At 38.3% G+C, this 23866-nt stretch carries 39 protein-coding genes; 5 read left to right on the forward strand and 34 right to left on the reverse strand.

All coding sequences use genetic code 11. The features are described 5' to 3' along the window. Positions 1 to 22: 22 nt before the first annotated feature. Positions 23 to 1480 (reverse strand): hypothetical protein, encoded by a 1458-nt coding sequence (locus P3L47_RS23130; RefSeq protein ID WP_277782287.1) that lies wholly within the window; start codon positions 1478 to 1480, stop codon positions 23 to 25. 299 nt (positions 1481 to 1779) lie between these two features. On the opposite strand from P3L47_RS23130, the gene P3L47_RS23135 reads away from it, so the two are divergent. After that, entirely contained in the window at positions 1780 to 1965 is a 186-nt protein-coding gene (locus tag P3L47_RS23135) for a type II toxin-antitoxin system HicA family toxin (protein ID WP_277782288.1), read from the forward strand. Positions 1966 to 2040: 75 nt separating this feature from the next. Beyond that, positions 2041 to 2409 carry a helix-turn-helix domain-containing protein gene (locus P3L47_RS23140; protein ID WP_277782289.1) on the forward strand — a complete coding sequence of 123 codons (369 nt, stop codon included), beginning with the start codon at positions 2041 to 2043 and terminating at the stop codon, positions 2407 to 2409. Between the two features lie 45 nt (positions 2410 to 2454). Here the strand turns inward: P3L47_RS23140 and P3L47_RS23145 are convergent, their stop codons facing one another. From P3L47_RS23145 to P3L47_RS23280, 28 genes are all read right to left on the reverse strand, one after another. After that, the gene (locus tag P3L47_RS23145; protein ID WP_277782290.1) at positions 2455 to 2865 is read right to left on the reverse strand and encodes a hypothetical protein; all 411 of its coding nucleotides are present in this window, start codon (positions 2863 to 2865) and stop codon (positions 2455 to 2457) included. Next, positions 2862 to 3281, reverse strand: coding sequence for a hypothetical protein (locus tag P3L47_RS23150; protein WP_277782291.1), 420 nt, complete (start codon positions 3279 to 3281; stop codon positions 2862 to 2864). Before P3L47_RS23150 ends, P3L47_RS23145 begins: the two co-directional genes overlap by 4 nt. Positions 3282 to 3285: 4 nt before the next feature. After that, a complete protein-coding gene (locus P3L47_RS23155) occupies positions 3286 to 4476 on the reverse strand; it encodes a hypothetical protein (protein WP_277782292.1) in 1191 nt (396 codons plus the stop codon). 314 nt (positions 4477 to 4790) lie between these two features. Further along, the gene (locus tag P3L47_RS23160) at positions 4791 to 5150 is read right to left on the reverse strand and encodes a hypothetical protein (protein ID WP_277782293.1); all 360 of its coding nucleotides are present in this window, start codon (positions 5148 to 5150) and stop codon (positions 4791 to 4793) included. 110 nt (positions 5151 to 5260) lie between these two features. Beyond that, positions 5261 to 5419, reverse strand: coding sequence for a hypothetical protein (locus P3L47_RS23165; protein WP_277782294.1), 159 nt, complete (start codon positions 5417 to 5419; stop codon positions 5261 to 5263). A 91-nt stretch (positions 5420 to 5510) separates the two neighbouring features. Next, positions 5511 to 5756: a hypothetical protein gene (locus P3L47_RS23170; protein ID WP_277782295.1), complete on the reverse strand. Its 246-nt coding sequence runs from the start codon at positions 5754 to 5756 to the stop codon at positions 5511 to 5513. Further along, positions 5743 to 7146, reverse strand: a complete 1404-nt coding sequence (locus P3L47_RS23175; RefSeq protein WP_277782296.1) for a hypothetical protein — start codon at positions 7144 to 7146, stop codon at positions 5743 to 5745. The genes P3L47_RS23170 and P3L47_RS23175 overlap by 14 nt, the downstream gene beginning before the upstream one ends. Then, entirely contained in the window at positions 7139 to 7330 is a 192-nt protein-coding gene (locus P3L47_RS23180) for a hypothetical protein (RefSeq protein ID WP_277782297.1), read from the reverse strand. The genes P3L47_RS23175 and P3L47_RS23180 overlap by 8 nt, the downstream gene beginning before the upstream one ends. Before the next feature lie 14 nt (positions 7331 to 7344). Then, the gene (locus tag P3L47_RS23185; RefSeq protein WP_277782298.1) at positions 7345 to 7728 is read right to left on the reverse strand and encodes a hypothetical protein; all 384 of its coding nucleotides are present in this window, start codon (positions 7726 to 7728) and stop codon (positions 7345 to 7347) included. A gap of 80 nt (positions 7729 to 7808) precedes the next feature. Then, entirely contained in the window at positions 7809 to 8345 is a 537-nt protein-coding gene (locus tag P3L47_RS23190; RefSeq protein WP_277782299.1) for a hypothetical protein, read from the reverse strand. A gap of 4 nt (positions 8346 to 8349) precedes the next feature. Next, positions 8350 to 8748, reverse strand: coding sequence for a hypothetical protein (locus P3L47_RS23195; RefSeq protein WP_277782300.1), 399 nt, complete (start codon positions 8746 to 8748; stop codon positions 8350 to 8352). After that, positions 8745 to 9053, reverse strand: coding sequence for a hypothetical protein (locus tag P3L47_RS23200; RefSeq protein ID WP_277782301.1), 309 nt, complete (start codon positions 9051 to 9053; stop codon positions 8745 to 8747). Before P3L47_RS23200 ends, P3L47_RS23195 begins: the two co-directional genes overlap by 4 nt. Positions 9054 to 9061: 8 nt before the next feature. Further along, complete coding sequence (locus tag P3L47_RS23205) at positions 9062 to 9232, reverse strand: hypothetical protein (RefSeq protein WP_277782302.1); 171 nt, start codon at positions 9230 to 9232, stop codon at positions 9062 to 9064. Then, positions 9220 to 9546, reverse strand: coding sequence for a hypothetical protein (locus P3L47_RS23210; RefSeq protein ID WP_277782303.1), 327 nt, complete (start codon positions 9544 to 9546; stop codon positions 9220 to 9222). Before P3L47_RS23210 ends, P3L47_RS23205 begins: the two co-directional genes overlap by 13 nt. Next, complete coding sequence (locus P3L47_RS23215) at positions 9546 to 9866, reverse strand: DUF6706 family protein (protein WP_277782304.1); 321 nt, start codon at positions 9864 to 9866, stop codon at positions 9546 to 9548. Before P3L47_RS23215 ends, P3L47_RS23210 begins: the two co-directional genes overlap by 1 nt. Positions 9867 to 9868: 2 nt before the next feature. Continuing rightward, the gene (locus P3L47_RS23220; RefSeq protein WP_277782305.1) at positions 9869 to 10831 is read right to left on the reverse strand and encodes a major capsid protein; all 963 of its coding nucleotides are present in this window, start codon (positions 10829 to 10831) and stop codon (positions 9869 to 9871) included. A 153-nt stretch (positions 10832 to 10984) separates the two neighbouring features. Beyond that, the gene (locus P3L47_RS23225) at positions 10985 to 11485 is read right to left on the reverse strand and encodes a hypothetical protein (protein ID WP_277782306.1); all 501 of its coding nucleotides are present in this window, start codon (positions 11483 to 11485) and stop codon (positions 10985 to 10987) included. 111 nt (positions 11486 to 11596) lie between these two features. Further along, a complete protein-coding gene (locus P3L47_RS23230; RefSeq protein ID WP_277782307.1) occupies positions 11597 to 11758 on the reverse strand; it encodes a hypothetical protein in 162 nt (53 codons plus the stop codon). A 163-nt stretch (positions 11759 to 11921) separates the two neighbouring features. Next, positions 11922 to 12203 carry a hypothetical protein gene (locus P3L47_RS23235; protein WP_277782308.1) on the reverse strand — a complete coding sequence of 94 codons (282 nt, stop codon included), beginning with the start codon at positions 12201 to 12203 and terminating at the stop codon, positions 11922 to 11924. A gap of 212 nt (positions 12204 to 12415) precedes the next feature. Then, complete coding sequence (locus tag P3L47_RS23240; RefSeq protein WP_277782309.1) at positions 12416 to 13012, reverse strand: carbohydrate-binding protein; 597 nt, start codon at positions 13010 to 13012, stop codon at positions 12416 to 12418. A 64-nt stretch (positions 13013 to 13076) separates the two neighbouring features. Then, positions 13077 to 13979, reverse strand: a complete 903-nt coding sequence (locus P3L47_RS23245; RefSeq protein WP_277782310.1) for a hypothetical protein — start codon at positions 13977 to 13979, stop codon at positions 13077 to 13079. A 146-nt stretch (positions 13980 to 14125) separates the two neighbouring features. Then, positions 14126 to 15136, reverse strand: a complete 1011-nt coding sequence (locus tag P3L47_RS23250; RefSeq protein ID WP_277782311.1) for a hypothetical protein — start codon at positions 15134 to 15136, stop codon at positions 14126 to 14128. Next, the gene (locus tag P3L47_RS23255; protein ID WP_277782312.1) at positions 15133 to 15405 is read right to left on the reverse strand and encodes a hypothetical protein; all 273 of its coding nucleotides are present in this window, start codon (positions 15403 to 15405) and stop codon (positions 15133 to 15135) included. Before P3L47_RS23255 ends, P3L47_RS23250 begins: the two co-directional genes overlap by 4 nt. A gap of 16 nt (positions 15406 to 15421) precedes the next feature. Then, positions 15422 to 15745 carry a phage portal protein gene (locus P3L47_RS23260; RefSeq protein WP_345799085.1) on the reverse strand — a complete coding sequence of 108 codons (324 nt, stop codon included), beginning with the start codon at positions 15743 to 15745 and terminating at the stop codon, positions 15422 to 15424. A gap of 165 nt (positions 15746 to 15910) precedes the next feature. After that, a complete protein-coding gene (locus tag P3L47_RS23265) occupies positions 15911 to 16849 on the reverse strand; it encodes a phage portal protein (protein ID WP_277782313.1) in 939 nt (312 codons plus the stop codon). An 11-nt stretch (positions 16850 to 16860) separates the two neighbouring features. After that, positions 16861 to 18042 carry a PBSX family phage terminase large subunit gene (locus P3L47_RS23270; protein ID WP_277782314.1) on the reverse strand — a complete coding sequence of 394 codons (1182 nt, stop codon included), beginning with the start codon at positions 18040 to 18042 and terminating at the stop codon, positions 16861 to 16863. Next, a complete protein-coding gene (locus P3L47_RS23275; RefSeq protein WP_277782315.1) occupies positions 18023 to 18571 on the reverse strand; it encodes a terminase small subunit in 549 nt (182 codons plus the stop codon). Before P3L47_RS23275 ends, P3L47_RS23270 begins: the two co-directional genes overlap by 20 nt. Before the next feature lie 98 nt (positions 18572 to 18669). Continuing rightward, positions 18670 to 19077, reverse strand: coding sequence for a hypothetical protein (locus tag P3L47_RS23280; protein WP_277782316.1), 408 nt, complete (start codon positions 19075 to 19077; stop codon positions 18670 to 18672). 595 nt (positions 19078 to 19672) lie between these two features. Here P3L47_RS23280 and P3L47_RS23285 point away from each other — a divergent pair. Together P3L47_RS23285 and P3L47_RS23290 are read left to right on the forward strand one after the other, a co-directional pair. Beyond that, positions 19673 to 20203 carry a phage integrase SAM-like domain-containing protein gene (locus P3L47_RS23285; protein ID WP_277782317.1) on the forward strand — a complete coding sequence of 177 codons (531 nt, stop codon included), beginning with the start codon at positions 19673 to 19675 and terminating at the stop codon, positions 20201 to 20203. A gap of 35 nt (positions 20204 to 20238) precedes the next feature. Next, entirely contained in the window at positions 20239 to 20784 is a 546-nt protein-coding gene (locus tag P3L47_RS23290) for a site-specific integrase (protein WP_277782318.1), read from the forward strand. 24 nt (positions 20785 to 20808) lie between these two features. Here P3L47_RS23290 and P3L47_RS23295 read toward each other — a convergent pair whose 3' ends face one another. Next, complete coding sequence (locus P3L47_RS23295) at positions 20809 to 21129, reverse strand: hypothetical protein (RefSeq protein WP_277782319.1); 321 nt, start codon at positions 21127 to 21129, stop codon at positions 20809 to 20811. 651 nt (positions 21130 to 21780) lie between these two features. Between P3L47_RS23295 and P3L47_RS23830 the strand changes: the two genes are divergently transcribed. Continuing rightward, entirely contained in the window at positions 21781 to 21987 is a 207-nt protein-coding gene (locus P3L47_RS23830; RefSeq protein WP_427910580.1) for a DUF6965 family protein, read from the forward strand. A 62-nt stretch (positions 21988 to 22049) separates the two neighbouring features. Here P3L47_RS23830 and P3L47_RS23300 read toward each other — a convergent pair whose 3' ends face one another. From P3L47_RS23300 to P3L47_RS23315, 4 genes are all read right to left on the reverse strand, one after another. Continuing rightward, positions 22050 to 22331 (reverse strand): type II toxin-antitoxin system YafQ family toxin, encoded by a 282-nt coding sequence (locus tag P3L47_RS23300; protein WP_277782320.1) that lies wholly within the window; start codon positions 22329 to 22331, stop codon positions 22050 to 22052. Continuing rightward, entirely contained in the window at positions 22328 to 22582 is a 255-nt protein-coding gene (locus tag P3L47_RS23305; protein WP_277782228.1) for a toxin-antitoxin system protein, read from the reverse strand. Before P3L47_RS23305 ends, P3L47_RS23300 begins: the two co-directional genes overlap by 4 nt. Positions 22583 to 22903: 321 nt before the next feature. Then, positions 22904 to 23326, reverse strand: a complete 423-nt coding sequence (locus P3L47_RS23310; RefSeq protein ID WP_277782229.1) for an Ig-like domain-containing protein — start codon at positions 23324 to 23326, stop codon at positions 22904 to 22906. Between the two features lie 23 nt (positions 23327 to 23349). Further along, complete coding sequence (locus tag P3L47_RS23315) at positions 23350 to 23625, reverse strand: Ig-like domain-containing protein (RefSeq protein WP_277782321.1); 276 nt, start codon at positions 23623 to 23625, stop codon at positions 23350 to 23352. Positions 23626 to 23866 lie beyond the last annotated feature (241 nt).

The raw sequence follows: 23866 nt of genomic DNA on the forward strand, positions 1-23866 counted from the left end.
TCCTTGATTGACATAAGTATTATCACCAAACTGGAGACTGTCTATCTTTTGTTCTAGTTCTCCAAACCTGGAGTAAGCTGCTCTCTCCGATTGTATAAGATGGAGAATCATACGGCTTATCCAGTTTCTTCTCAAAGCCGATAACCCGGGAAACACGACCGTTCTCAAAATAAGCCCTGTTAATTAGATTAACCCTTTGTCCGGGGACTAAGTCTATCTCTTTTTCCGGATTCAGCAAGCCATTATTTTCATCATACCCTGAAGCCAAATATGAATTAAGGCTGCAGGTGTACGTCGAAGGATCAGAAACTATCTTCTTAACATACTCTTTAGTCTTTTCCAATAGTTCCTGCTCCGCCTGTGGAAGAAGAGTATCATTTACATATTTGGTATCAAAATTATAAAGAATATACTTGTTCCCTTCTCCTGGAATAAGCGGAGAAGCCGGTAACCATTGCCCGTATGTCTCGTTACGTACTATTTCAAATATTTGTGCTTCCGGATCTGATTCCGGCAAGCCTTCCGGATTAAACTGAAGAGCAAAGTCCATACCCGACAAAGGACCTGTCTGAAATATCACATGAAGGTCCTGTCCAGGCAGGATATATTTTCCCGAGAAAGTCAAGTTAGCATCCTTAAACCGGTAGAATGTGACAATTTTAGTTTCATCTTTATTATTTTCGTCTTCTACGGGCTTATCAAATGGAATAACTTCAGTAATACTTCCTGCAGTTCTCGGATATACATCATCAAATACAACTACAGCTTCAACAACCTGTTGATCATCCAACCCCTCTATCACATCTATGTAAGGGATTCCCTCCGGAAGCATCAGCCGTTTCTGAACGACATTCTCTACGACGACACATTCTTGCCCCTTACGATAGTTTGACGGTATGTTGCGGGTTGATCCGAATGCATATAGCCGGGTTGCAAAAATATCCTGGCTTTGGCTTCTTGACATGGAGGACAGTTCTTTCCCTATTTCCAGGTCAACGGACTCGCCATGTTCCAAGCGACCGATATAAATTTTATCCTTATCGACCCACCATTCACATTCCCATGTTTCGGCTATTTTAGTAAGAGCGTCAATGATGTTTGTATTGTCATAAGTAACAAGTTTGGCTACAGCATCAACAGAACTGTCAACTACAGCCTGATACTCTGTCCCATTATATGTAAACCCAATTTCACGCAGATTTGAGACAACTACGCTCAAATGAGCCTCAGGTGCACGTGTAAGACTCCATGATGCTTCTCTATTACCCTGTCTGTCGTAAAAGATTATATGATTCTTCCATCGGTAATAGTGGGAATCAAATCTTACCGTGTAATCATACCCTTCAGTTTCCGTGTTAAAAGCCGGATAAGTCTTGTCAGTAAGATAATATAGACTTCCAGCATATTCAATATAATCTCCTATCTCCAACAAAATAGGCTCTTCGACGGAAAACATAAGGTTGACATAGTCCTCCTTCATAAGTTCAAACTTATGAACAGAGCCGGATTGGCTTTTATGCTTAACTTTACTTTACCTGTTATGTCCTTAACATCGATCATAACATCAAAGTTCAGCGATAAAAAGGGATGCCCAATTTTTAGGCATCCGGATACGACAATAAACTCATTGTCGTAAATTAAAATAGATAATTATGACATTAACCCTAATTATCGTTCTTACACTCGTTAAATGATATTAAAACAAGTATCATTTAACCACTGAAGATTTGATAATGATATTAATATTAATATCTTTGTACTGTGTTAATCAAATAAAGAATGAAGTACAATGAATTAGAAAGATTGGTAAAGAAAGCCGGATGTTACGATACCGGTAGGCAACAAGCGGGACACCCATTATGGTATTCCCCTAAAACTGGAAAAACTTTTCAAATGAGCAATCATGAAAAGCAGGAAGTGGCAAATGGAACATTAAAAGCAATCAAGAAGGCGGCAGGAATATAACCTGCCATCCTCTTACAAATAAATAAAATATGAGTCAAAAAAAAATTGTGAAGGCAATCATAGAAAGGGCCAATGATGGAACATATAGCATATATATGGATTCAGATGATTTGGACTATATGGTTACAGGAACCCGGGAAAACTGCAGAAGAAGCAGTATCCATGTTTCATGGCGGATATGAAGATACAAAAAAATATTTTGAGGAAGAAGGTAAATATTTTGAGGAAGTAGAGTTTGAATTTGTTTATGACATGGCTTCTTTTTTATCTCAATTCTCAAAAGCTTTCTCTTTAGCTGGTTTATCGCGCATTACAGGAATCAATCAAGGGCAATTAAGCCATTATATGACAGGTCATAGAAAGCCATCACATAATACCGTTGAGAAGATACAAAAGTCGGTACAATCATTTGCTAAAGATTTATCAAAAGTTCACTTCATTTGATTAACACATTATTATAAGGGCGTGAAAATAACACGCCCTTATATTTCACCTTGATGTGGGATCCGGCTCCTCAAACTTAACAGACAGCCGACTGTTCATCCTGCTTCTGTCAAGAGCGAAACTAGTGGATTTCTTATACACAAGAGTAAAGGTCATACCAATAGCCGGCACCTGAATACGTACTTTTCCTTTTTGCAGTTCAGCAGTAAACTTAGCATAATTTGAGAGGTACTCTTGCGGTGTATCTCCGTGGATATTGAATGTTAAAGTAACATCCCGGCTGGCTATTTTAGGATCATTGAAAATTACCCGCTTGCCGTTCTCTAGTCGGCTTTCGTTTTCGATAAAGTCCTTGAGACCGGCAGGGGTAAGAAGAGATTCAATAAAACCTGTTCCCATTGCTACTCTCCATGTACCCCAAGCATCTTCGCTATTTATTTTTAAATCTCCTGTCATAATATTCTAGCTGTTCCGTCATTAATAATATTCACTTCACATTCCCCGATATTAACCAGCAAAATAACCGAATAGTTACCTGCCTCAATGGTAGCCTTACCGCCATGCATGAGTACAATCTTATGTACCTTAGTGTTGTCATTATAGACTAGATGAGCCTCCGTATCCCCTATGACACCAATATTCGATTTATTTTGAAGTTCAATGTGACCATGATCAACATATATACCGAATGGCTCTATATTCTTAGACATACCTCTGAACAAATCTATTGACGGATAATTGTTATCCTCGCAAAATTCTCTTCCTTGTGGGGAAAAGAAGAGCCAACAGAGACTTTTCCAGTCGGTAGCCTTGCCGGATTCACTACATGCTCCTAAAGATATAGCTTTATTAATTACGTCTTCTATATTCATAATATTACATGTTTTTAGTGTTGTTGTCTATGCTTTTTAATTGTTTTACAGCCTCCTTTAGTTGAATAACGGTATTGGACGTATTATCACTGATTTGTTGTAATTCTATATATATACCGGCTATCATCGTCCTAGTTTCATCTGCAATATCATACAAAGATCCTATTTTTACAGAAATAGCATCTACGCTTGTTCTGATATACAGCAAACTCATAATCTGTTCTGATCCTTGCAGGAATAAGAGGATTTCTTCTCCTGCCATTTGCAGAGCTGTAAAGCGCCCATTAAGTTCATCCGCACTTTCTTGGGACATATTCTCAAAGCCTCCAGCCGTTGCTTTCTGTTCATATTTATCTCCTTCTCCTTGGAGATACTTGCTTGAAGTCTCAAATACCTTTTCAGCTTCAGCATCCATCTTTTCTTTCAGCTTGTTCAGTTCAGCCTCTTCCCAGGGAGACACGATGCCATCAGACATATAATCCGCCAGCTTATTCATAAACTCTTCTACAGAAGGAGAAAGCTTGTCCTTTAAAAAGTTTATGATGGCTGTTTTTATTAGATTCTGAACAATTTTCATTGAAGACTTTGCAGCATCTTCTCCTGAAGACCATGCGTCGGCATAAGCTTGTGCAAATTCATCGATGGCAGACATTACATCGGTACCCGTAATAGCCTCTACAGCCTTTTCTTTATTTTCCTCAAGCTGGTTATCGATCTCTTCTAATTGTTTCTGCCATTCCTTTATTCGGTCGTCATCAGTTTTTTTCTTGTCCTGTTCTTCCTTAATCTGTTGCTGAATAAGTATTTTTTGCTGTTTTAAAAGCTCATCCTGTTGACTTATTAGCTGTGCAGCACTTGTAGAATAAGCCTTTTCTATAGACCTTCCCAGCTTTTCATATGAAGCGTCGAGAACATCAATCTGATCCTGCAGTTTTTGGATACGCTTTTCGTTCTTCTTGTCATGGATTTTAGCAATAGCCGATACCAAAGAGGTAACAACGCCAATAGCGGCACCAGCAGCAGCACCAATCTGACCGAACATTGCTCCAGCTTGTGCGCCTTGCATAGCGGAATTAACAGCATCCATTGCTATATTTAAACCATCTGCAATACCACTGAATACACCTCCAAACGAATCACCTAATTTACCAAAGGTATCAGACAAAAATTGAACCGAAGACATCACCTCATTCACACCCTCATTTATAAGCTGTAATGATTCTTTCAGCTTCTTAGGGTCATCTCCTGCAGCGAAAAAACGTTTTAAGCCTTGGGTTACTTTATCAAATGCTGGCTGTAAAGTCTCTACTTGATCTTTTACTCCCCTTAGCGATTCACCAGCTTGCTGTATAGCTTCCGGTGCCTCTTGCCAACGTCTGAACTCATCTTCTGTAATACCTAATTTAGCCCCAATAGTGGCATCCCATTTGCCACTTTTTATAAAATCAAGTGCTTCTTGCCCTTTTTGAGGCTAATTCCTGCAGCTCCTTCAAAGATTTATCTCGCATATCACCGAAAAGGGCAATGATTGCATTTGAGTTCTTTTTTTTTTATTTCAAGATCCAGTAATTCCTTGTCCCATTGCTTACCAAGGCTTAATTTTTCACCTTCGGTCTCAGCCATCGCAATCTTTTGGCTATATTCCACAGCAATAGCCATTTTCTTCTCCTGATAAGAACCATATTCTTTCAGGTAATCGTTCATAGCTTTACGCTGGGCTTCTACCTGCTCGTTTTCGACCTCTTGAGTTGAACGCATACGGGTCGTCTTAGCCTGTGTAACGGCAGTCTTTATCTCTACAGTTTGTTCTTGGGTTAATTTTCCCCCTTGAGCTTCCCTCCATTCTTTTTTCTCTTTTGCGGATAGCATCTATTTCACGGTCATAATCATATTCTATCTGAGCAATACGCTTCTCGGAACCTTCTTCCATCAAATCAATCTGAGATTGTTCATTACGGCGTTGAAGGTCGAGTAGTCCGTTATTTATTCGTTCCTGAATCTGTTTTCGCTTTCTCTGCTTTTTTTTGCTTTTCAGTCTGTTCTTTACCGATAGAGGCCTTATTAAATGCAATATATTCGTCTCGCATTTTCTCTAGTTCAGATCCTCCTATATTTGCGGCATCAGCAGCAGCAATCAATTCTCCTTTAGCCTCATTTACCCTTCTATTGTACTCCTCTTGTGTTATTTCGCTAAGTGATAAACTTCGATTTAATTGATCTATTGTTTCTTTATAACCCTGATATTCTTTTCATATCTCGAAACAAAACATCCAATTGTTCTATATTTGATGATTTTCCGAGTATATTAGCATATTGATCACTCCATTTCTTAATATCTTCCAGTATAGCCTTCTGTGCCTTTTGTGCTGAATTACGGGAGTTGATTAAATTCTTAATATAGTTCCCATAATTACGGCTAAAAGCAGAAGCATTTTTTATCAATTCATCTTCGTTGACAGCCTTATTTTCTTTCATTAGGTTGTTGATCTTCAATTGTAGATCCATTTCTTTTTTTAGCCTCTGTTAAAGCTTCTGCAGATTTTGTTCTTTGATCTTCGATTAATTTTAATGAAGCGATATTCTGTATATTTTCAACAAGCAATCTATATGCTTCGTTTGCCTTTCCAGCCAAAATTGCTTCTTCTGAAAGATTTTGTAAATAATCAGGGTACATTTGCTGAAGTTTCTCTACAGCTTTTTTTCGTACATCAATAGATAAAGCAATGTTCTGGGATACGCCATATAATAAATTCAATTTAGAAATCTCTTCTAATGTTTTTTCTGAAGCATTACGTTGTAAGTTGTTAAATTCTTTCAATGACTCATTCAACCTCTTTTGTGCCGTATCAGCACCAAATAAACTCTTCGTCCACTCTATAACATCTTTACCATATACAGATAACAAAGTTATAGCTACTACAAGCGCTGTTTGCCAACTGAAAACGGAGGATATAAGCTGTTTCCATACAGGAGCAACCTTTGCAACATCATTATTCCCAGCGGCAACAGCTGCCTTAAATGCTTTATACTGTGCTGAAGCCTTCTTTAATTCGTCAACAAGTATAGGAAGGTTGTTTGATATGGCCAAAAAGAAAGTATTCCAACTTATTGCCAAAGACGGCAACTCTCTCGCTACTTGTTGTACCGACATTCCCAAACCATTCCAAGCAGAAGCGTAGTTTCCTACATTTCGCTGATACCGGCCGGTAGCCTGTTCTGCCGCACTAATCTCAGTATTCAACGACTGTATCTGCTTTTGTAAATCGGTTCCGATCGCAGCCTTTCTATCCGAAGCAGACAGACGATCATATTCAGCATTAAGCAATGATAACTGTTTTCTCAATGCAACAAGCGAATCAGCCGCAGCCCCTTCAATCTTAATGTTGTCAGAATATTCCTTCCTAAGTTTTTTTAAAGCCTCATTTTCTATTGTATATTGGTGAGTTATTTCCTTTAATTCAGTTAAGATATTTGCCCCCTTTTGACCCCGCTTATCAATATCAGACAATGCAAAATAAGACTTATTCAGTTTCTTGATATCTTCATTTAAGGCTTTAACTTTCAACTGTTGTTCAACAAATACATCCGTGGCGTTATTAAGCTCTGATGTCATCATTCTAGCGCCTTCTACCACTCCATTGGAAACATTAAGTTGATCTATAATACGTTGATAATTTTGAACCTGCTGTTCATATTCTTTCAGCTTCTGTGTCGATTCTTGATACTTCTTGTTCAATTCATCAAAGCCTTTGAGATCTCCAGCGACATTGAAGTCTTTAAGGACAGCTTTTAATGCCTCTACTTCTTCTCGCAGCTTCTGAACCTCTTGCCATTTGGCTGATACATCAAAACTTAGTTTAGCCATTATTCTCTTTTTTCTTTGGTCTGTTTAATAAATACTGCCCATCACGCTCAATGAGCAAGTCACCGGTTACTTGATGCAGAATATCTTTTTGCATCAATAATAGATTCCTGTATGGGATTTTATACACAACATCATTATAAGATAGTTTCAATGCCTCCATGAAAGTTGCAATTTGCCCCATCATGGTCTCATTACCTATTATTTTTGTATCGCCGCCATTCTTGCCACGCTCTCGGCTAAGGCGGCACAGACAAAAAAATCCTCTGCAGATATTAATTTAATAACAGTTTCCAAGGCTTCTTTTAGTTCCTTTAGAGTTGCTCCTTGAATTGCAACATACTTTTCAGGATCGTCGAAAATAAAGACTGATAATCCCTTCAGCATATTCTCCAGGTCTTCCTTTGCTTTACTTAGTTCCTCTTTTCCTGTTGTGGTACGATCTATACAAGACAGATATTTTATTGATTTACAAATGACAGCTATTGTTGGAGGCTGAATGGTATATGCTTTACTTCCCAAAATGACGACTTTGAGGTCATCGCCCAAAATAGCGTTAGCGACTAAATTTGCTGCTTTGTTCATTGGATATTCATATTAAGCAAGAAAGGGACGGGCAGAATGTATCCGCCTGCCCCTTTCTGTTGTGATTCATTAATGGTACTTTAAATTCCCTTTAAAGTCTTGCCTTCAACATCAAACTGATATTCGGAGGCAATGGTGGTCGAAACCTTCAAAGGAATAGCTGAAATAGCTAAACCAACGGCTCCATCGGTAGACGCTCCGCGCCCGATAACATTTGCTTTAGGGAAAATAATCGCTACATTATCATTAGATACAGCAACAACGCATTTATAACGCTGTTCCCCGGAGTTTCCTCTTTCCCAGCCTTTACTATCATCCAATGGTTTACCACCCATCAATTCCGCCTTAGTGTCAAAGTCATAGGCGCCAATCGTCCAGTTTAGACTTACTGATCCTGCTTCAAAAGATGATCGGTATGTCTGTCCGGTCAATTCGTCCTTATACTCTGTTGTTGTACCGTCTTCTTCGGTAAACTCATATGTACCTTGATGTACATTGGGAACTTCTTTGAAAGAAGTAAACAATGATTCAAGTGTTGCATAAGTTGGAGCTGCTTCTAATGGATCTCCATAAAGAATTTGCTTTACTCCAATCACGGATACTGTTCTTCCTGCCATATTCTTATTCTTTTACATTTAATACTTGAAATAATATTCTCACATTTACATAGAAACATTTTAAATCCCTGTCTTCTTCTATTCTTGTCGTATCGACCTCGTATGTATAAGATGTACCGTCGTAAGTAGAAGTGGCATGTAATTCCTTGACAGCCAACCTTTCTAAAGCATTAAGTCTTGTAAGAGGAGCTGTTCCTTTACGATCAAGGTAAGGAATACAGATATTCACATGAACAAATCCTGCTTTCCAATAGGTACCCGACTCTACCGAATTAACGATAATAACAACCCGCTCGGACTTCACGTCTCCTTCGGGAACCGCTCCGTCTTTATAAACCTTCTTGATTCCCAGTTTTTGGGCATCTTTATAAAGTATTGTCTGTATGTCCGTTGTAACTATCATTGCAGCATTGTCCTTACTGTTATCTCTGCATCATCAATCACACGTAATCCCTTGCTATTGACAAAACTTGCATAATCCATACCCGCAACGACAATAAGCGTGAAACCTTTCGATTTACGGGCAAGGCTTCTCGCATATTCAAGACCTTGTCGGCTACCTTCGCTGCCATCTCCAGCTTTTCCTTTTGCCCAAAACTGAACCGTTTTCTGAGCCTTGGTTGTAAAGAATACCTTTTCGTAGTTTTCACCACGTCCTTGAATCTGCTTAAAGCCTCCCTCCTTAATTATCTTTCCATCTTGAGCCACAACATAACCTAAAGAACTGCGTAAATTCCCGTAATATTGTTATATTTTCCTTCTCTAAAAGCCGTTTCATAAGCCCTTTCTCCCATCTCGACAAGATGAGCAAAAATCTCACGAAACGCTTCTTCGAAGAAATCATCAACATCTGAGAAATCATATTTTGCAGTTACTATTCCAGCCATATTTGCCCATAGTTTAGATAATCCGTCGTCATAGGATTGATTACTATCCCCTCACCACGAAGAGAACCGTCAGCGTTCAAGACACGAACGACATCACCGGCATTAATTTTTACACGTTCTGTCACAACTCGATATTTATATGGATAGGTAGTACCGTTAACTGTATAAACGCGGTCTGCACTTTGATCATAGCATTTGCATTTACAAAGTTTTTCCCATCCTTCACCGTTTGTTCCTGGTATCGGGTTTCCGGATTCATCGTATTCATAATCCTTAATGACTTTTCGTTCTAATATGTGAGGAGCATAATACATCACCAATACATTGACGCGTCAGATATTCGACTTGAAAACACATTTTCTAACCCTAATTGCTTACACAACAGCGAATAATAAGCCTTGAGACCGTCCTTATCCCAAGAGATGGAAAATCCACTTTCGTTTATAGATGTTGGACGGGCCAGGAGCGACGGAATAAACATTGCCATAGCCTTGTTTACCTCAGTCTTATTTCCTGGCGTAATCTCATCATCAAGAGAAAACGAACCACTCAAAGCCATATCCAGCAGATCGGCCTCCGATAAATTCATACCGAAGGAACCGATCTTTTGTGTTATGTAATCAGATACTTTCATAATTAATCCGGCTCAGTGTTCAACGATGCGATACCATTGATTTCAGTGATCACAGGCAAAGCATATGTTTCAGCCTTTACAAACTCAACACCATTCGAATTTTGCGTTTCTCCTACTCCCCACTGAGATACGCGAATACGACCATAATTAGAGTAAGTAACTCCAGGTTCAGGTCTCAATTCGCTGTTAACATAGGCATTTTTGATCGTACCTAAACTACCTGAAGGAATAAAGACCAAGTTCTTTGCATTCCAGGGATTGTATGGAGTAAATGTACCATTGTTTTGAATCAAACACTGGCGTCTTACCGGTTCCAGGATAGGTAATTCATTCGACCGCATAAATTCATTGAAGGCATTCAGTAGCAATGGGCTATTCTGCTTATCTGTTCCGAAGATAACCTGCTTCATCTTCTTGCTTCGAAGGATATAAGATATCTTAGAAGGGGCAAGTAAGATACGATCAAAAACTACTTTATCAGAAAAAGCGTCCACGATAGCCTGAATGTCTTCAAATACGTCTACATTAGCTATGTTATCATCATTCCATTTCAATGTGACCTTGCCTTTGTTTTCTGTAGGCATATTATAGTCAATAGTTGTCTTAACACCACCTTCCGGGTTGTTCGTTTCATCCAATGTGGCAATACCTTCATTAGATAGTGCACCCATAGCAATGATATCCATTTTCGCCTGAACACCTTGAACCGGAGTTCTAACATTGCCCCACATAAGATCGATAAGCTGTCTTTTTGCCGCTTCTTCCGGAATAGATTTACTATCCAAAATTTGCAGAATCTTTCTGTAGTCATCAATCGTCAAAGGCAATGTAATTGCATGATGGAGCACCTTTTGAGCGATAGTTTCAAGCCCATGAGTGCCAAGTACCGGCTCTTTCGACTTGTCGTCAATTGTCGCAGCAGCAATAGTGACATTGTACTTACCCTTGATTTCTTCGAAATTCAACCCGATAGAGGGATAATCCCAATTAAAAATCTCTCATAGAATACATTATCAAACAATAGTTTATGCTGTCTTGATACCGCATCAAATCGTAATTGAACCTGCTTTGTAAGCTCTCCAAACAAAGAACTGTATTGAAATTTATCTCGCATAGTATTACTGTTTTACGTAAATAATATTAGGGTTGTTTTTTAAGCAAAGACCCTGTTTCCAAGACGCAGGAATATCCGGGACATAACCCAAGAGTACTACAGCATCATAAGCTGCAGAAACAGTATCCTGATCGTCCCCTGCAAGTGGCTCAGTATCTTCACCGACTACGGCATTAGGCTCATATTTTGCAGCAGAGTCAGATGTAGCAGTGGCTTCGATCAAGGTGTCATCTGCCACAAGTCCTGTAATAGCTGCAGATAGAGTCAATACATCGTAATCAGCATTCGATGAATCAATAGAGGAAACCGTCACGCCGGTTGTTTCTCCGATTTTCATTACAACATCATTAACCTGGAACAATGTACCTTTTGGCACTCTAGGCTTTGTCGTTGTTCCGCCTGATATGACTTTTGCATTTTTGGAAACAGCAGCAGTCAAAGTACCTGATACAATGTGTAAAGGTGTCCCTTTTTTAATGACAGTCCCCTTAGGAAATGTCTGCAATAATTTATAGCCGCCAGGAGAATCTTAGCCTCTCCTCGCCAAAACACTGGCATATTGCCGCTATAAGATTTACCTTCAAATTTAACTCCCATTTTTTCTGTTTTTTAATGGTTAATTTGCGTCAGGCAGATTTTTAGCCCACTGATCAGCCTCTTCTTTTGCTTTGTCGTCTGATGTAGACAATACGCCTGATGCGTTACTACTCTCAAGCCCTGCGGTAACAATGTTTTGCTTAATGCCAGCTAAATAAGAGTTAATTGCAGCTTCATCCATTTCGGGAGTGATAGCAAATCCTCTTTAGCTCTCCATTCCGGGATACCGAGTTCTTTTGCTTTAGAAGCGATCATATTAGCCCTTGCCGTCTGTTGTTCCTTCGTTTTGTAAGCATTAAGCTCTTCCTGTATAGGAGACAGCTTTGCCGCAAGAGCTTCCTCAATCATCTTCTGCAGATCGGGTTCGTTTTTTTTCTGCTCGCCCCCACCAGCAGGCTCTTCTCTTTTTCTCCTTTAGCTTTATTGACAGCGTCCGTCACTCGTTTGTCAATACCGCTTTGAAGAGAAGAAAGGAAAGATTTTTGACCGTCTACGACAGTCTGCAAATTGTCCTCAGTTACAAGACCTGTATTAGCGAGTGCTTCAGCTTGCCCCTGCAGAATATCATCGCTTAACCCAAAGTTTGAATAAGATTGTTTTAAGAGATTGAAAATTTTTTCTTTCATATCGAATACATTAGTTTTAAATACCTGTCGTAAAGGTAACTTGCACTAAAAGGAGGATAAAATATTAAAGGGAGCGATACACGACAATGGAGCTATTGTCGTGAAATAGATGAGATAAGGAGTAAAAGGAGGAGAAATGATCTTGGTTTTGGGGAATAATTTTGTATAAACAAGAGTCCATCCCATATACGAAAGGGAAGGACTCTTTATTTCTATTGCTTGATCGGCTGTGCATGTGCCGGTACGTCCTTTAAATCGTACGGTCCGGGTGTCATAGCCTGGATGCAGAGATACAAGACACCATCTTGTGTATAGTACTTGTTAAACGATAGTTCCATATTTTGCGTATATGGAATAGGGTCTTCCATTGTCCCGGCATGTTCGTCCGCATCTACGGTCTTCCACAGACTTAATGTCTCCGTTCCTGGTTTCCAGTTTTTCTGCGTTGTATGGTCTTTGACACATTCCCACAGGACATCGTTCAGCCTATACCTTTCCCCGGCCTTTACTTCTATCCCGGACTTCCATTCCGGGTAATGGCTCTTTACCTGCAGTGCTTCTTTCGCTGACAGGCTATAAGTATTTATCTCTTTCGTCGCTTCGGCTTCGAGCTTGTCGAGTGCAAGGAGACGGCTAAACTGCCGGTTGACTACCGGCTCCTGTCCTTCGGGATAAGCCCATTCTTCACTGTTTAATAATTCGGTAAATTCAGGATCACCGAACCGGTAACGCGGGAAGTCTTCATTGCTGAAAGGAGAGAGGTACTCTTCATGCAGGATTACCTTGCTCTGATCAACACTTGTTCTCATTTCAGGAAGTATTTCAATACCGTGGGACTTTGCCCATGGTAAGTTTACTATTGCGTAATTCATATTATTTGTTTTTGAGGGTTTGTAAATAATTATATGCTTGTATGCACTGTTCTTTGCTCAGGACACGATTGTTGTAGATTCCTAGGTTTTTGAAAGCTACTTGGGCGAAATTATTACCAAAATAGCCTAATCTAAGTAAATCTTTTATATCAATACTGCTTCCAACTGGGTCAACATTATATTCATTCCAGCTTTCATCATAAAGCTTACCATTTGATGTTATGCCCTTAATTTTTTTACCTGCAAAAACATAAGCAGTACTACCTTGTTTCAAATAAACTCGGGAGCCATTCAATCTATTGTAGATATAAATTTGATTATATTTAACCAAACCAGCGTTGTCATTATTATTATTATTGACAAACTCCCAGTCTCCCACCATGGTCCAATCACTACCTAAATCAAAAAGGAGCTTAGAATCTACCTTATCATCTACCCCATCAGTAACAAGGTAGCCTTCATAGTCAAATGGTAAAAGTTTAATAGTTACTGGAGTATTTGGTCTGTTCTCTACTTCTGTAATTGTAGTTTGCAACGAAAATCCCAAACTACTAGAAGATGCTGGTAAATCAATTATATAAATACCATCTTTATTCCAAGTATTTGGATAATTAGTTGTAGATCCAAATGCTAAAACATCACCTTCCATCATTCCAGTTAATTTGAATCTAATTTTAACAGATTCTTGCAAGGCTGAACTTGTCCAATAACATTTAAATGGACTGTTTAACGAAACTCTATAATATTGAGATATAGAATAATTACTGTTAAATGCCCAAGATGGGAATGCTGCATCATTTTGTAGAACAAAGTTTTTACCAAAATATTGATAATACAGCCCATACCCACTATTCCCTGCAAATAAGAAATTAGATAACACTAAATCATTGCCATTATCGGTCAAATTAGCTATCGTAGCACGGTCTGAATCTTCGTTGGTCTTACCCGTAACAGTCCAGGCTTGATCAAAGAATAACCAGGGAAACTCTTTTTTCCAGTAGTCAATAACCAGCTGACGCTCTTCTTCTGTTGTGTCATGGTCTATTATGACTAGGGAGTAGAGGGCGAAATTAGAAAAATATTCAAATCCGTTTTTGCTAATTTTCCTACCAACAGAACGTTAGAACCTAATCTATCATCTTCCTGCAATATTTCTTGATCATTATAATATTGACTTGTTTGATAAACGATAGGATAATCGCTAATGGTTATACTGGTAAGATCACCAAAATTAACAGCATAATCGATGTTGTTTTTGTACTCTAATAAAAATGCGCCATCTGTATTCCAATTCTTAATATTACTAACTAATCCCTCATATTTATTATCCCTTGCTATCCACTTCCTGAGCGCCATCACCGTATACCCTTTCTCCTTTGTCAGGATAGGAAACGTCTCACATATTCCATAATCGTCTACTCCGTCAAAGACGATAGCTCCGGAGTAGTCAGGGATTTGTTCGATGGTAATGTTGCAGGATTCTTGTAATTTGGAAAATGTAAACCCATAATATTTACCACCTCCTTCAAATTCAATTGATGGTAATTTGTACACTCCATCAGAAGTTATATTGTAAACACGAATTTGATTGCTGATATAACGGAGCTCCTGTCCGTCTGCTAATCCTGTAACCTTTATCGTAGCTCCCTGAATAGTACGAGCTGATTCGCCTGATGTTGACTGATAGTACAGCGATATGTTTGTTTCTTTTACGGCTGTAACATTAAAGGATTTATAGGTCTTTGTAGCTTCAACTCTTGCAAGGGACAGGACCCAATTTGTATAATCTTCTTTATAACTTCCGCACCCGCTACCCAACTTCCACAAAAAGTTCTTCATCTGCAAATCATTCCCCAATCCGGATTTATCTTTCCATACTGGGTTTGCCACCATTTCTGTATTAGTTAGTCCTTTACCAGAGTAAAGACCAATTATACCCTCCAAACCAGGAACAGGACTAGTCTGTCCCCTTCCGCCACCTCCAACACCTAGCCGAATCCCGGCTAGGTCTATCCTAGGATAGAGGACGTGAGATATGTTGATGTTGCTGAGAGTTATCATTGGAGTATTTGTATGGATGAAGGTTCTTCGGTTGTAACAATTCGGATTTTCAATCCAGCTTTGCCGCCACTAATAACATCTACTACAGCCTTTACGCCTCTGTAATTAAAAGCAGCTGTACGCCATATTGTCCCATCTATACTGATTTCGACAAGAACATCAGCTTTATTATTTGTTACTACTTGTAAACCGGCGCTATCTGATGCCATATCAAATGCATCGCTTACATATTTATCTCCTTGCTTTGTCCAATTTAACGATGTTGCCATGATTTATGTGTTTTATTTATTTGTTCAACTTTTCGCCATTTTCATTAAAACTATTGTTATTAGATTCTCTTTGTCTTTTTTCTTCCAAGATGCTTTTTATTTCGTCAGATGGGTTATCAACGAGCCCCAATAACTTGACTGCCGTTTCAATAGAAGCAATGCCATCGGAGCGAAGTTTACCAATAGCAGACCATCTTTTATCCGTGTCCTCCTGGAACGGTTCCGAAAATTCGAAATCTATTTGAAGAGCGTCCAATTTTTCTCTGAGAGAAATATGAGTGACATTCTTCATTATAGCTAGAATTAAATTCTTTTCTCTGTCTACGGCGATTTCATATATTTCTTTGCGGTTATCCTTTTTTTATATAAGACGGAGCCATAGCCCGCTTTAGGGCTTCTCCTGTCAAAGTACCCAGTCCTTTAGTATTTTCAGGGGAAAAGTTGAACGTAAAAGTGTCATTCAATATTGATTCTTTCAATATTTCTTTTTCAAACTTTTTAAGTTCTACTGAATCGGGAGGAGCAACATATTCAAATAAACTGTCCGCCCAAAACACCTAATTACTTCGCCTACATTATCCGGATCGCTAAGAGATTCTAATACGTCTGCCGAAACTTTAGCTTTAGGGTCGGCAAAATAATTAACAGTGTCAGCCGACTTTGAATCAACATATTCGTCTCTTTTTATACGGGGCTGAGCACCTTCCCATTCCTTTTCCTGTTGGTAATAAATCACATTTATTTTACCCGTAGGATTGATAACAGGGACAACTTCCCATCCTACAGTCGCCTTTCGACATCTATAAATGACTTTTGGCGTCTGTATATCAAAATGTTCTACTGTATTAACCCCTTCTTTCAGGTAATAGCCATACCCAAAGGCAAGCATAGTCCCATATTGATCAAAAAGTGGACGCAATGTATACCCTAGTGATTTTGCCAATAAAACAACTTTTACCTCTGCCTTGCCAGTCTCTTCGTTTCGGTAAATATGGTATAATTTAGCAGACTCCGTTTCGGAACCAGCTAAGCGTTTTGCTTGCCTCATGGTTGTATCAAACCGGGTATCTTTCAAAAACTGGATATATGCGTCAAAAGCATCATCCTGAATGTCAGGATTATTTTTACTCCATTTAATGGGCTGCCCTAGTAGGAAAAACAAAGCGACTTCGTTAATGTATGCCTGCCATCTCCTAGGCAATTTTTCCGTCACATACGGTTCTTTACCTTTTCTTAATTTATTTGGCCTGCTCATTACATCATGTAGAGCGGGGTCATACTCCTTGATAGCCTCTAGTACTTCCAAATCTCTATTCTGAAACAACTCCATAGCCTGACTTATATCCTTCTCTTTTATGAGCGTGATTAAGTCTTTACTTTTAGTAGAGTCGTTCATTGACTGTCCTCTAAATATATCTACTATGTAGTCTAATATTGATCCCATATATTTTATTGTTAGTATATGCCTAAATCCTCTTTATTGTATTGCTTTGAAACTAGAACCTTGCCCAAAAGTTTACCTATCGTATAATACCTTGTAGCATCAATCAAATGGTTGTACGCGTCAATAGGCTGGTTTATAAACTTTCCATCCTTGTTCTGTTCATATACATAATTCTTTAATTCTCTGATGTAATTGGTAGATCGTCTTGTCACACACAACTTATATTCCATCATTTTAAACAGACCTCCCATTACAGAACCTTTGTATTTATCAGCAGGGAAGATAATGACACCGGAATTGGCGATCTCTTGTATTAGTCTAGGATCGGCACTGTCAGCATACACAAATAACCGAAGCTTTTTCAACTCTTTGATTATTTCGCTTGTGAGCATATGCGTTCGATAACATTGCTCGTCCAAATACATCCGATCATCAAGAATACCACATTTTACAATAGCCGTTGGATCAGAGCTGTAGCCGAAGTCAAGGCCAACCGCAACTTGTTTGGCTTTTTCCGGGAAACTATCCACTATTTCATATTCGGGGAAGACCAAGCCTTCTGCCATAGCTTGCTGTCCTAAGCCGTATACCGTCCATAAAACCTTATTTTTGTGTTTAAGAGATTCTATCTCGTCAATAATAGTCTGTTCTAAAAATGGATTATCTTTATATGTAGAAATGAAATGATACGTACGTGGATCCTTGTTTAGCTCACACAGCCAATGTTCGTCTGAGAATGACGGATTGTAGTCTATAATAGAAAAATTAGTGGTACGCATGATGAGCTGCTGCCATTCCAAAAATGATATTTCATTTCCTTCGTTACAATACAGGATATTTCTCTTACGCCCTCTTATCTTCTGTTCGTCGTCGGTAGAGAAGAATTCAATAAAAGACTCATTAGGCAAAGTATATACCATTTCTGACTTGTTCATACACCGCCCATCCCACAATTTAAACTTATCCATCATTATCTCCTTGAAGTCTCTAAATACAGAACCTTTGAGTGCCGGCAACGTCTTGCGGACAATAGACAAAGAACATTTAGGATGCTGGATAACATAAGCCAGCAGGAAGATAAGTATGTTATAGGTCTTACTGCTTCGTGATGATCCTTGAGCCGAGACAATCTTATATCCGGCATCAAGAGCACCTTGCACTTCGGAGTATATTTTAGTCGTCTGTATCTTCATCTATTTGACTCCGTTTATCTATCACTTCGATTTTGATATCCTGACCTATGGGATTACCATTGCTGGTTATATCCTTTTTTTCCGGAGCATCCCAGCCCATCATCTTTGACAGACGGTCTAAAGCGTCTATCTTCGAGTACATTTTAACTTCGAATCCTTTATCTGTACTTTTGACCGACTGAATAGCCAATTGAAACGAAACAGGCAGTTTGGAAAGATCCTTGATCAAGAATACACGAAAATTGGCAGTTCTCCTGATCTCCAGCATATCAACGACATTTGCACGGGCAATATTGGTTAATATACCAACCGCTTCGTCCTTATTTAAATCAGACCTGTCCCTTAACTCTTTCTGCAGATGTTTTACCCTAGCCGCTATCTCACTTCTTTTTAAGAGCTCATACGCCCTGCTATTGACAGACTCGTCTTTCATCTTCGAACAAGAATACGCACGTCTATAAGCCTCAGACGCGTTTCCACATTCGAGGTAATAATTACAAAAGTTTTCTTGTTTTATAGTTAGAGGCATACCCTTGAGTTATAGTTTTACTCAAAGGTATTAATGCGTATCGAGGTGAGTAAATTGGATGATAGATAAAACACGACATTAGAGTGATTGTCGTGTTTTTATAATCTTTCAACTATTTCTTTATATATATATTCAATGTCCTGCTTAAATTCATCATATATTTGACAATGAAATACTAAGTTCTTCAAATTATCGGACACGGCTGATTTTCCATGCAATCCCCATACTTCCCCAACCTTTTCTCTTAATCCACTTTTCATTTTACCTCCAGCCAATGCCGAAGGAGAATATAACGAAAGGACAATATAGAGGAATTTTTTTCTCTGAGTTACACTTTCCGGTCTAGGCGGGCAATCTCTTTTAGCGATAATTTCCGTGAACCACTTGTATAAAACAGGGATCATGTCTAAATCAGTCAACATTGGTTCTGTCAACTCTTTTTCTCTTTTCGACAGATGAGCTATTTGCTCTCTTATCGATCTTATCTCTGCAATATCTTTAAACATACATAATTCTTAATTAAATTAATAATGAATTATGTAATATGAATTATAAGTAATGGCTTTGCTAATATCTAATAGCACAAATGTACTATAAATATTGATATAAAGAAAGGAATAATGAATTTAGGTGATTATATACATAATTGTCTATCTTTGCCCTATCAGTTCTTCCATTTTTAGGATACAATTTTGATTTTTGCGTGTAGTTTTGAGTGCAAAACAAAATAAGCGCTGTAAATCAAATGATTACAACGCTTATTGTGGAGCTGGAGAGATCAGAATCTTTATGATCACCAATAATCATACATAGTCACCAGCACTCAATATTAAAGAGTTAAATAAATCTATATAGTCACATATAATCACAGATACTCATATGTAATCATATTTTTGCGTGTAAATTTGCAGCGTTACACGCAAATCTTATAATATCATGATAAAAAGGAGTATTACATTCGAATTAGAAAAAAGGAAAAAGGACGGAGTCCTGATAGTAAAGAATGTCCCCATCCGATGCTGTGTCACTTTTAACAGACAAAGGATCATTATGTCAACTGGTCACCGAATTGATGCATCTAAGTTTATACCTGAAAAGGGTATGGTCAAAAATGGATGCTTTAACGAAATGGGCTTTTCATCTTCTGAGATAAACTTCGACCTGGAAAAGATGCGGTCAAACCTTCAAGGCATATTCAGAGAGTTTGAGATAGCCGACGAAATGCCCACGGTTGAACAAATTAAAGACAAATATAAAATAGCATCCGGAAAAGTTAAAAAAGAAACACCGGAAAAGGTCAGTTTCTTTGATCGATACAAAGAATTTATAGATACAACCGGGAGACAGAATGCATGGAGCACCAGTTCTTATTATAAGCATAACTCTGTCAAACACCTGCTGGAACAATATAACCCCCACTTGACATTTGAAGAGTTAACGGACGAAGAGCTGCAAAATATCCTGGACTTTATGCGCGATAAAAGAGGCATACGCAATACCACACTCAACAAATACCTCAGATTTATAAAACAGTTTTTGTTATGGGCGGATCTAAAAGGTTATCTGACTAATCAGTCCTATAAACGGTATAAGCCCAAACTGAAGGGTGCTAATTTTGATTTAAAAAAGTGATATATTTAGACTGGGAAGAGCTTATGAATTTATATATGATGGAAATATCAAATACCAGACTAGCCCAAGTAAGAGACGTATTTTGCTTTTGCTGTTTTACGGGATTAAGATACTCGGATGTTTACAACTTAAAAAAAACAGACATCAAAGATACCAAAATAGATATTGTAACCATAAAGGACGTTGATAATATAAACATTGAATTGAACAAATATAGCCGGGCAATACTGGATAAATATAAAGACTTAGATATTAAAAAGGGCAAGGCGCTCCCGGTTATTAGCAATCAAAATTATAATGACTACTTGAAAGAGCTAGGCCAGCTCGCTGAAATGAATGAAGAAATGACTGAAGTATGGTATGTTGGTAGTAAACGAATGGAACGTACAGTAAAAAAATGGGAGGTGCTGACTACCCATGTTGCAAGAAAGACCTTTGTCGTTAATGCACTCACACTCGGCATATCTCCCCAGGTAATTATGAGGTGGACCGGGCATAATGACATAAAAGCGATGAAGCCCTACACTAAGATTGTCGACAAATTAAAAGAACAGGAAATGAAGAAGTTTGACGAGATGTGATCGTAATAGACAAAAAGCCGGATGTTACTCCGGCTTTTTATTTGATGGATTATGTTTGTCTACTTCTTCTACAAGAATGTTATGTTCTGAAAAATATTTATCTCTCGCAAGGACAGCTATAACTTTCATATAAGGAACGATATTCACGCCCGTATTATAAGCGTCTATTTTTATTTTGTCAATTTCGTCTGATTGTAAAAATTTTTCAGGATAAACAACAGCTTGCTGAATTAAAAATTCCTGTATATCATATGGATTTTTAGAGCTTGCGTTATCTTCTATAAACGAATTGATACGTTCCCAATTCCTTTCAAACATCTTGTCCACCTCTAATCTTTCTATCATATTTCTGCCAGCAATAGTTATAGATAGGGGCTATGAGATTTTGTGTAAGGATCAATTATAAACTTATTATCTTTTTGTATAGACTGAGCAAGTGAATCTATACTTTTTGCATAAATTGAAGCGATGTCTCTATACGAGTTATAGCTTTGGACGTTTCATTATGCTTTTCTGAATGCAGTGTTATTTTTCTTTGTTCTCTTGGCAAGGCAAATTCTCCATGCTTTTGACTCTTTCGTATATTCCTCTACACCACCAAACAAGAAATATCAAGCATCCAACGGAAGGACGCCTATAAAGAACGCCAAGCCTAAATGCTCTATTATTATATCTATAAACTTGTCTTCCATAATATTTCTTGTCTATAATAAAAACAGCCTATAAAACAAAAAAGTTCTACAAGCTGTCAAATATCTATATAACGAAGCCTCTATCAGGGCTGTTTACCTGACGAGGCCGCTTTAATATCCTTTCACGATGCAAAAGTCGTTCTTCTGTTTGAGATTTGCAAGAACTTTAACATTATATCCTCATGTTTTATGGCATATTAGGTTTCCATATAAGCAATATATGGAAATGCAAGCTTATGTTGTCCATTATTGTTATCTTTGCGGCTCAAAGAAGACATACAATGAATGAAGAATTAAAAGGTTAATAGCCTGGTTTGAGGCTTATCAAGTAACATTCAACGAACTAACATTAAGCGAGTACGAGCATATATTCGACTTGCGCACTTATATCGAAGTGTACGTAAACTCAGTCAAGAGGAACTATGATAACCCTACGTTTTCAAGCGACATAGACAAGCTTAAGAGGCTAAAGAAGGTGCTGGAGGAAAGGGATAATTTGATAAAAATATAAATGCTATATTTCATGCCCATCAAACAAAAAAGCCCTGCAGCCCTGGCTCTTGCTCTCCTTGTCTACCTCTTTTTCCCGAACAACTCAGAATGGCTTCCAATCCTTACAATCTCCACTATGTCCGACACTGCGTCTATCCAAATCAGAAGAAAGTCGTTCCCGACATGGCACTCCATGCAATTCTTGTAATTACCTATGAGCTCATGGGGCTTGTACTTGCTTGGAATGGGTTCCCCTCTCTCCAGCTTGTTCAAGACATTAAACAAGGCTTCCATCAGCTTGATGTTGCTGCGGTACTTCTTCAAGTCTTTCTTTGCCTTCGTACTGTAATGGATTGTTTTCATTCTATCTCGTTCAATGATTTCATGAAGGCTTTAAAGCTGCTTGCGTCTATCGTCCCGGCAAATTTGCCTGAACGAGCCTCTTCTATCGCCGCTATCGTTTCCTCATTTGGCTCAGAGTATACAGCGTCCATCAAGGTACTCTCTACGAAATTATTCAAGCTCCTGTTTGCTTTCTTGGCTTGTTCCTGCAAGACCTGTAACAAGTCTTCACGCAAACGAAACGAAGTTTGTTTTCTTATTACTGCGTCCATATTACTTCTGTATTATATTGTATCACAAAAGTAATGCATTGTATGCTGAAAACAAACTTTTTTTGCTTTTTTCTTTCTAGTTCAGAAACCTGCGGAGTACGGGCACAAAAAAGCCCGGCTTCCCGGGCTCTTGCTACATCTGATAGGTTGCTTCGTAGGTTTTGCCATCGCAGGTGTATTTCCAAACGAAAAGAGGCTTGTATATTCGGCTAAACTCTAAATTGTATAAAAGAGGCTTTTTATACTCAACAAATCCACAGTCTTTGTCTTGATATACAACTTTATTCGTCCTTGTGTCATACATTGTAAACTCAGAAACTTCTACGACTTTATTGCTGTTATTGTAGAATGCAGCTGTGACATCTCCGTTGTATATCCATTGATAGAGGTTGAAGACCCGTATACGCTTGCTCTAATCAAATCCTCTATTGGTCTTTCAATAACTGTAACCTTGCATTCTGCTTTTAGGTTATTGTCAGAAGACACAACCCATATACTACATGTTCCAGGGTTGAACGTTTCTATATTTCCTTCTTGATCAACAGTGGCAATAGCTTCATTGGAAGACGACCATACAACATCTTTATTTGATGCATTCTCAGGCTTAAAGATAGGGATAAGAGTAAATTTTTCTCCCTGTTTTACCCTTTTCTCTTTCTCACTGAGAAATAGTTCTTCCAATTTAATTGGTAACACTATTATTTTACAGGAAGCATAGATGGATGAATTACTTTTAGCTGACACTTTTATTGTAACTTCTCCTTCTTTTAAAGCTGTAATAGATGCTTTTTATCGAATATATCATCTTTTTTTTTTATAGCTGCTATTTGAGGATTGCTAGATTCCCACACAATCTCGTCATCAGTTGCATAATCGGGAATCAATTTTGCAGTAAGCGAAATAGCGTCTCCTATTTTTAATGTTGATTCTGTGTGATTAAGTTCTATTGATTGAGCTTGTCCAGCTTCTACCGTCACAAGACATTCTGATTTAATATATTCTCCTGTTCCTTTCCACGAATCTTTAACTTCTACAAGAACCAATACATTCCCTGGTTTTAATGCTGTAAATTTCCCATTATTGTCAATTTTGCCAACACCTTTATTAGAACCGAGATACCATTCATATTACGGAACTGGGACATCTCCCGGTGTCGTAGATACTTTAAAAGTATACTCTTCCCCAACTTTCAAAGTAAGTTTTGTTTTGTCTAGTTTAATAGCGGTAAGCCTTACCTCTTCTTCTTCATTTTTGCAGGCAAACAATGTGACCATAATCATTATG

The sequence above is a fragment of the Parabacteroides chongii genome (assembly GCF_029581355.1).
Classification (GTDB): Bacteria; Bacteroidota; Bacteroidia; order Bacteroidales; family Tannerellaceae; genus Parabacteroides; species Parabacteroides chongii.

Excerpts from the sequence above, each read along its gene's own strand:
- P3L47_RS23160 (WP_277782293.1), bottom strand. The coding sequence starts at position 5,150 with ATGCTATCCGCAAAAGAGAAAAAAGAATGGAGGGAAGCTCAAGGGGGA.
- P3L47_RS23180 (WP_277782297.1), bottom strand. The coding sequence starts at position 7,330 with ATGATGGGGCAAATTGCAACTTTCATGGAGGCATTGAAACTATCTTAT.
- P3L47_RS23230 (WP_277782307.1), bottom strand. The coding sequence starts at position 11,758 with ATGGATGAAGCTGCAATTAACTCTTATTTAGCTGGCATTAAGCAAAAC.
- P3L47_RS23235 (WP_277782308.1), bottom strand. The coding sequence starts at position 12,203 with ATGAAAGAAAAAATTTTCAATCTCTTAAAACAATCTTATTCAAACTTT.
- P3L47_RS23270 (WP_277782314.1), bottom strand. The coding sequence starts at position 18,042 with ATGAAGATACAGACGACTAAAATATACTCCGAAGTGCAAGGTGCTCTT.
- P3L47_RS23140 (WP_277782289.1), top strand. The coding sequence starts at position 2,041 with ATGGAACATATAGCATATATATGGATTCAGATGATTTGGACTATATGG.
- P3L47_RS23250 (WP_277782311.1), bottom strand. The coding sequence starts at position 15,136 with ATGATAACTCTCAGCAACATCAACATATCTCACGTCCTCTATCCTAGG.
- P3L47_RS23185 (WP_277782298.1), bottom strand. The coding sequence starts at position 7,728 with ATGAACAAAGCAGCAAATTTAGTCGCTAACGCTATTTTGGGCGATGAC.
- P3L47_RS23300 (WP_277782320.1), bottom strand. The coding sequence starts at position 22,331 with ATGAAAACAATCCATTACAGTACGAAGGCAAAGAAAGACTTGAAGAAG.
- P3L47_RS23285 (WP_277782317.1), top strand. The coding sequence starts at position 19,673 with ATGGTCAAAAATGGATGCTTTAACGAAATGGGCTTTTCATCTTCTGAG.
- P3L47_RS23295 (WP_277782319.1), bottom strand. The coding sequence starts at position 21,129 with ATGATAGAAAGATTAGAGGTGGACAAGATGTTTGAAAGGAATTGGGAA.
- P3L47_RS23175 (WP_277782296.1), bottom strand. The coding sequence starts at position 7,146 with ATGGCTAAACTAAGTTTTGATGTATCAGCCAAATGGCAAGAGGTTCAG.
- P3L47_RS23265 (WP_277782313.1), bottom strand. The coding sequence starts at position 16,849 with ATGGGATCAATATTAGACTACATAGTAGATATATTTAGAGGACAGTCA.
- P3L47_RS23145 (WP_277782290.1), bottom strand. The coding sequence starts at position 2,865 with ATGACAGGAGATTTAAAAATAAATAGCGAAGATGCTTGGGGTACATGG.
- P3L47_RS23240 (WP_277782309.1), bottom strand. The coding sequence starts at position 13,012 with ATGAGAACAAGTGTTGATCAGAGCAAGGTAATCCTGCATGAAGAGTAC.
- P3L47_RS23305 (WP_277782228.1), bottom strand. The coding sequence starts at position 22,582 with ATGGACGCAGTAATAAGAAAACAAACTTCGTTTCGTTTGCGTGAAGAC.
- P3L47_RS23130 (WP_277782287.1), bottom strand. The coding sequence starts at position 1,480 with ATGAAGGAGGACTATGTCAACCTTATGTTTTCCGTCGAAGAGCCTATT.
- P3L47_RS23215 (WP_277782304.1), bottom strand. The coding sequence starts at position 9,866 with ATGAAAGTATCTGATTACATAACACAAAAGATCGGTTCCTTCGGTATG.
- P3L47_RS23190 (WP_277782299.1), bottom strand. The coding sequence starts at position 8,345 with ATGGCAGGAAGAACAGTATCCGTGATTGGAGTAAAGCAAATTCTTTAT.
- P3L47_RS23210 (WP_277782303.1), bottom strand. The coding sequence starts at position 9,546 with ATGTATTATGCTCCTCACATATTAGAACGAAAAGTCATTAAGGATTAT.
- P3L47_RS23195 (WP_277782300.1), bottom strand. The coding sequence starts at position 8,748 with ATGATAGTTACAACGGACATACAGACAATACTTTATAAAGATGCCCAA.
- P3L47_RS23135 (WP_277782288.1), top strand. The coding sequence starts at position 1,780 with ATGAAGTACAATGAATTAGAAAGATTGGTAAAGAAAGCCGGATGTTAC.
- P3L47_RS23170 (WP_277782295.1), bottom strand. The coding sequence starts at position 5,756 with ATGAAAGAAAATAAGGCTGTCAACGAAGATGAATTGATAAAAAATGCT.
- P3L47_RS23275 (WP_277782315.1), bottom strand. The coding sequence starts at position 18,571 with ATGCCTCTAACTATAAAACAAGAAAACTTTTGTAATTATTACCTCGAA.
- P3L47_RS23150 (WP_277782291.1), bottom strand. The coding sequence starts at position 3,281 with ATGAATATAGAAGACGTAATTAATAAAGCTATATCTTTAGGAGCATGT.
- P3L47_RS23290 (WP_277782318.1), top strand. The coding sequence starts at position 20,239 with ATGATGGAAATATCAAATACCAGACTAGCCCAAGTAAGAGACGTATTT.
- P3L47_RS23280 (WP_277782316.1), bottom strand. The coding sequence starts at position 19,077 with ATGTTTAAAGATATTGCAGAGATAAGATCGATAAGAGAGCAAATAGCT.
- P3L47_RS23205 (WP_277782302.1), bottom strand. The coding sequence starts at position 9,232 with ATGGCTGGAATAGTAACTGCAAAATATGATTTCTCAGATGTTGATGAT.
- P3L47_RS23255 (WP_277782312.1), bottom strand. The coding sequence starts at position 15,405 with ATGGCAACATCGTTAAATTGGACAAAGCAAGGAGATAAATATGTAAGC.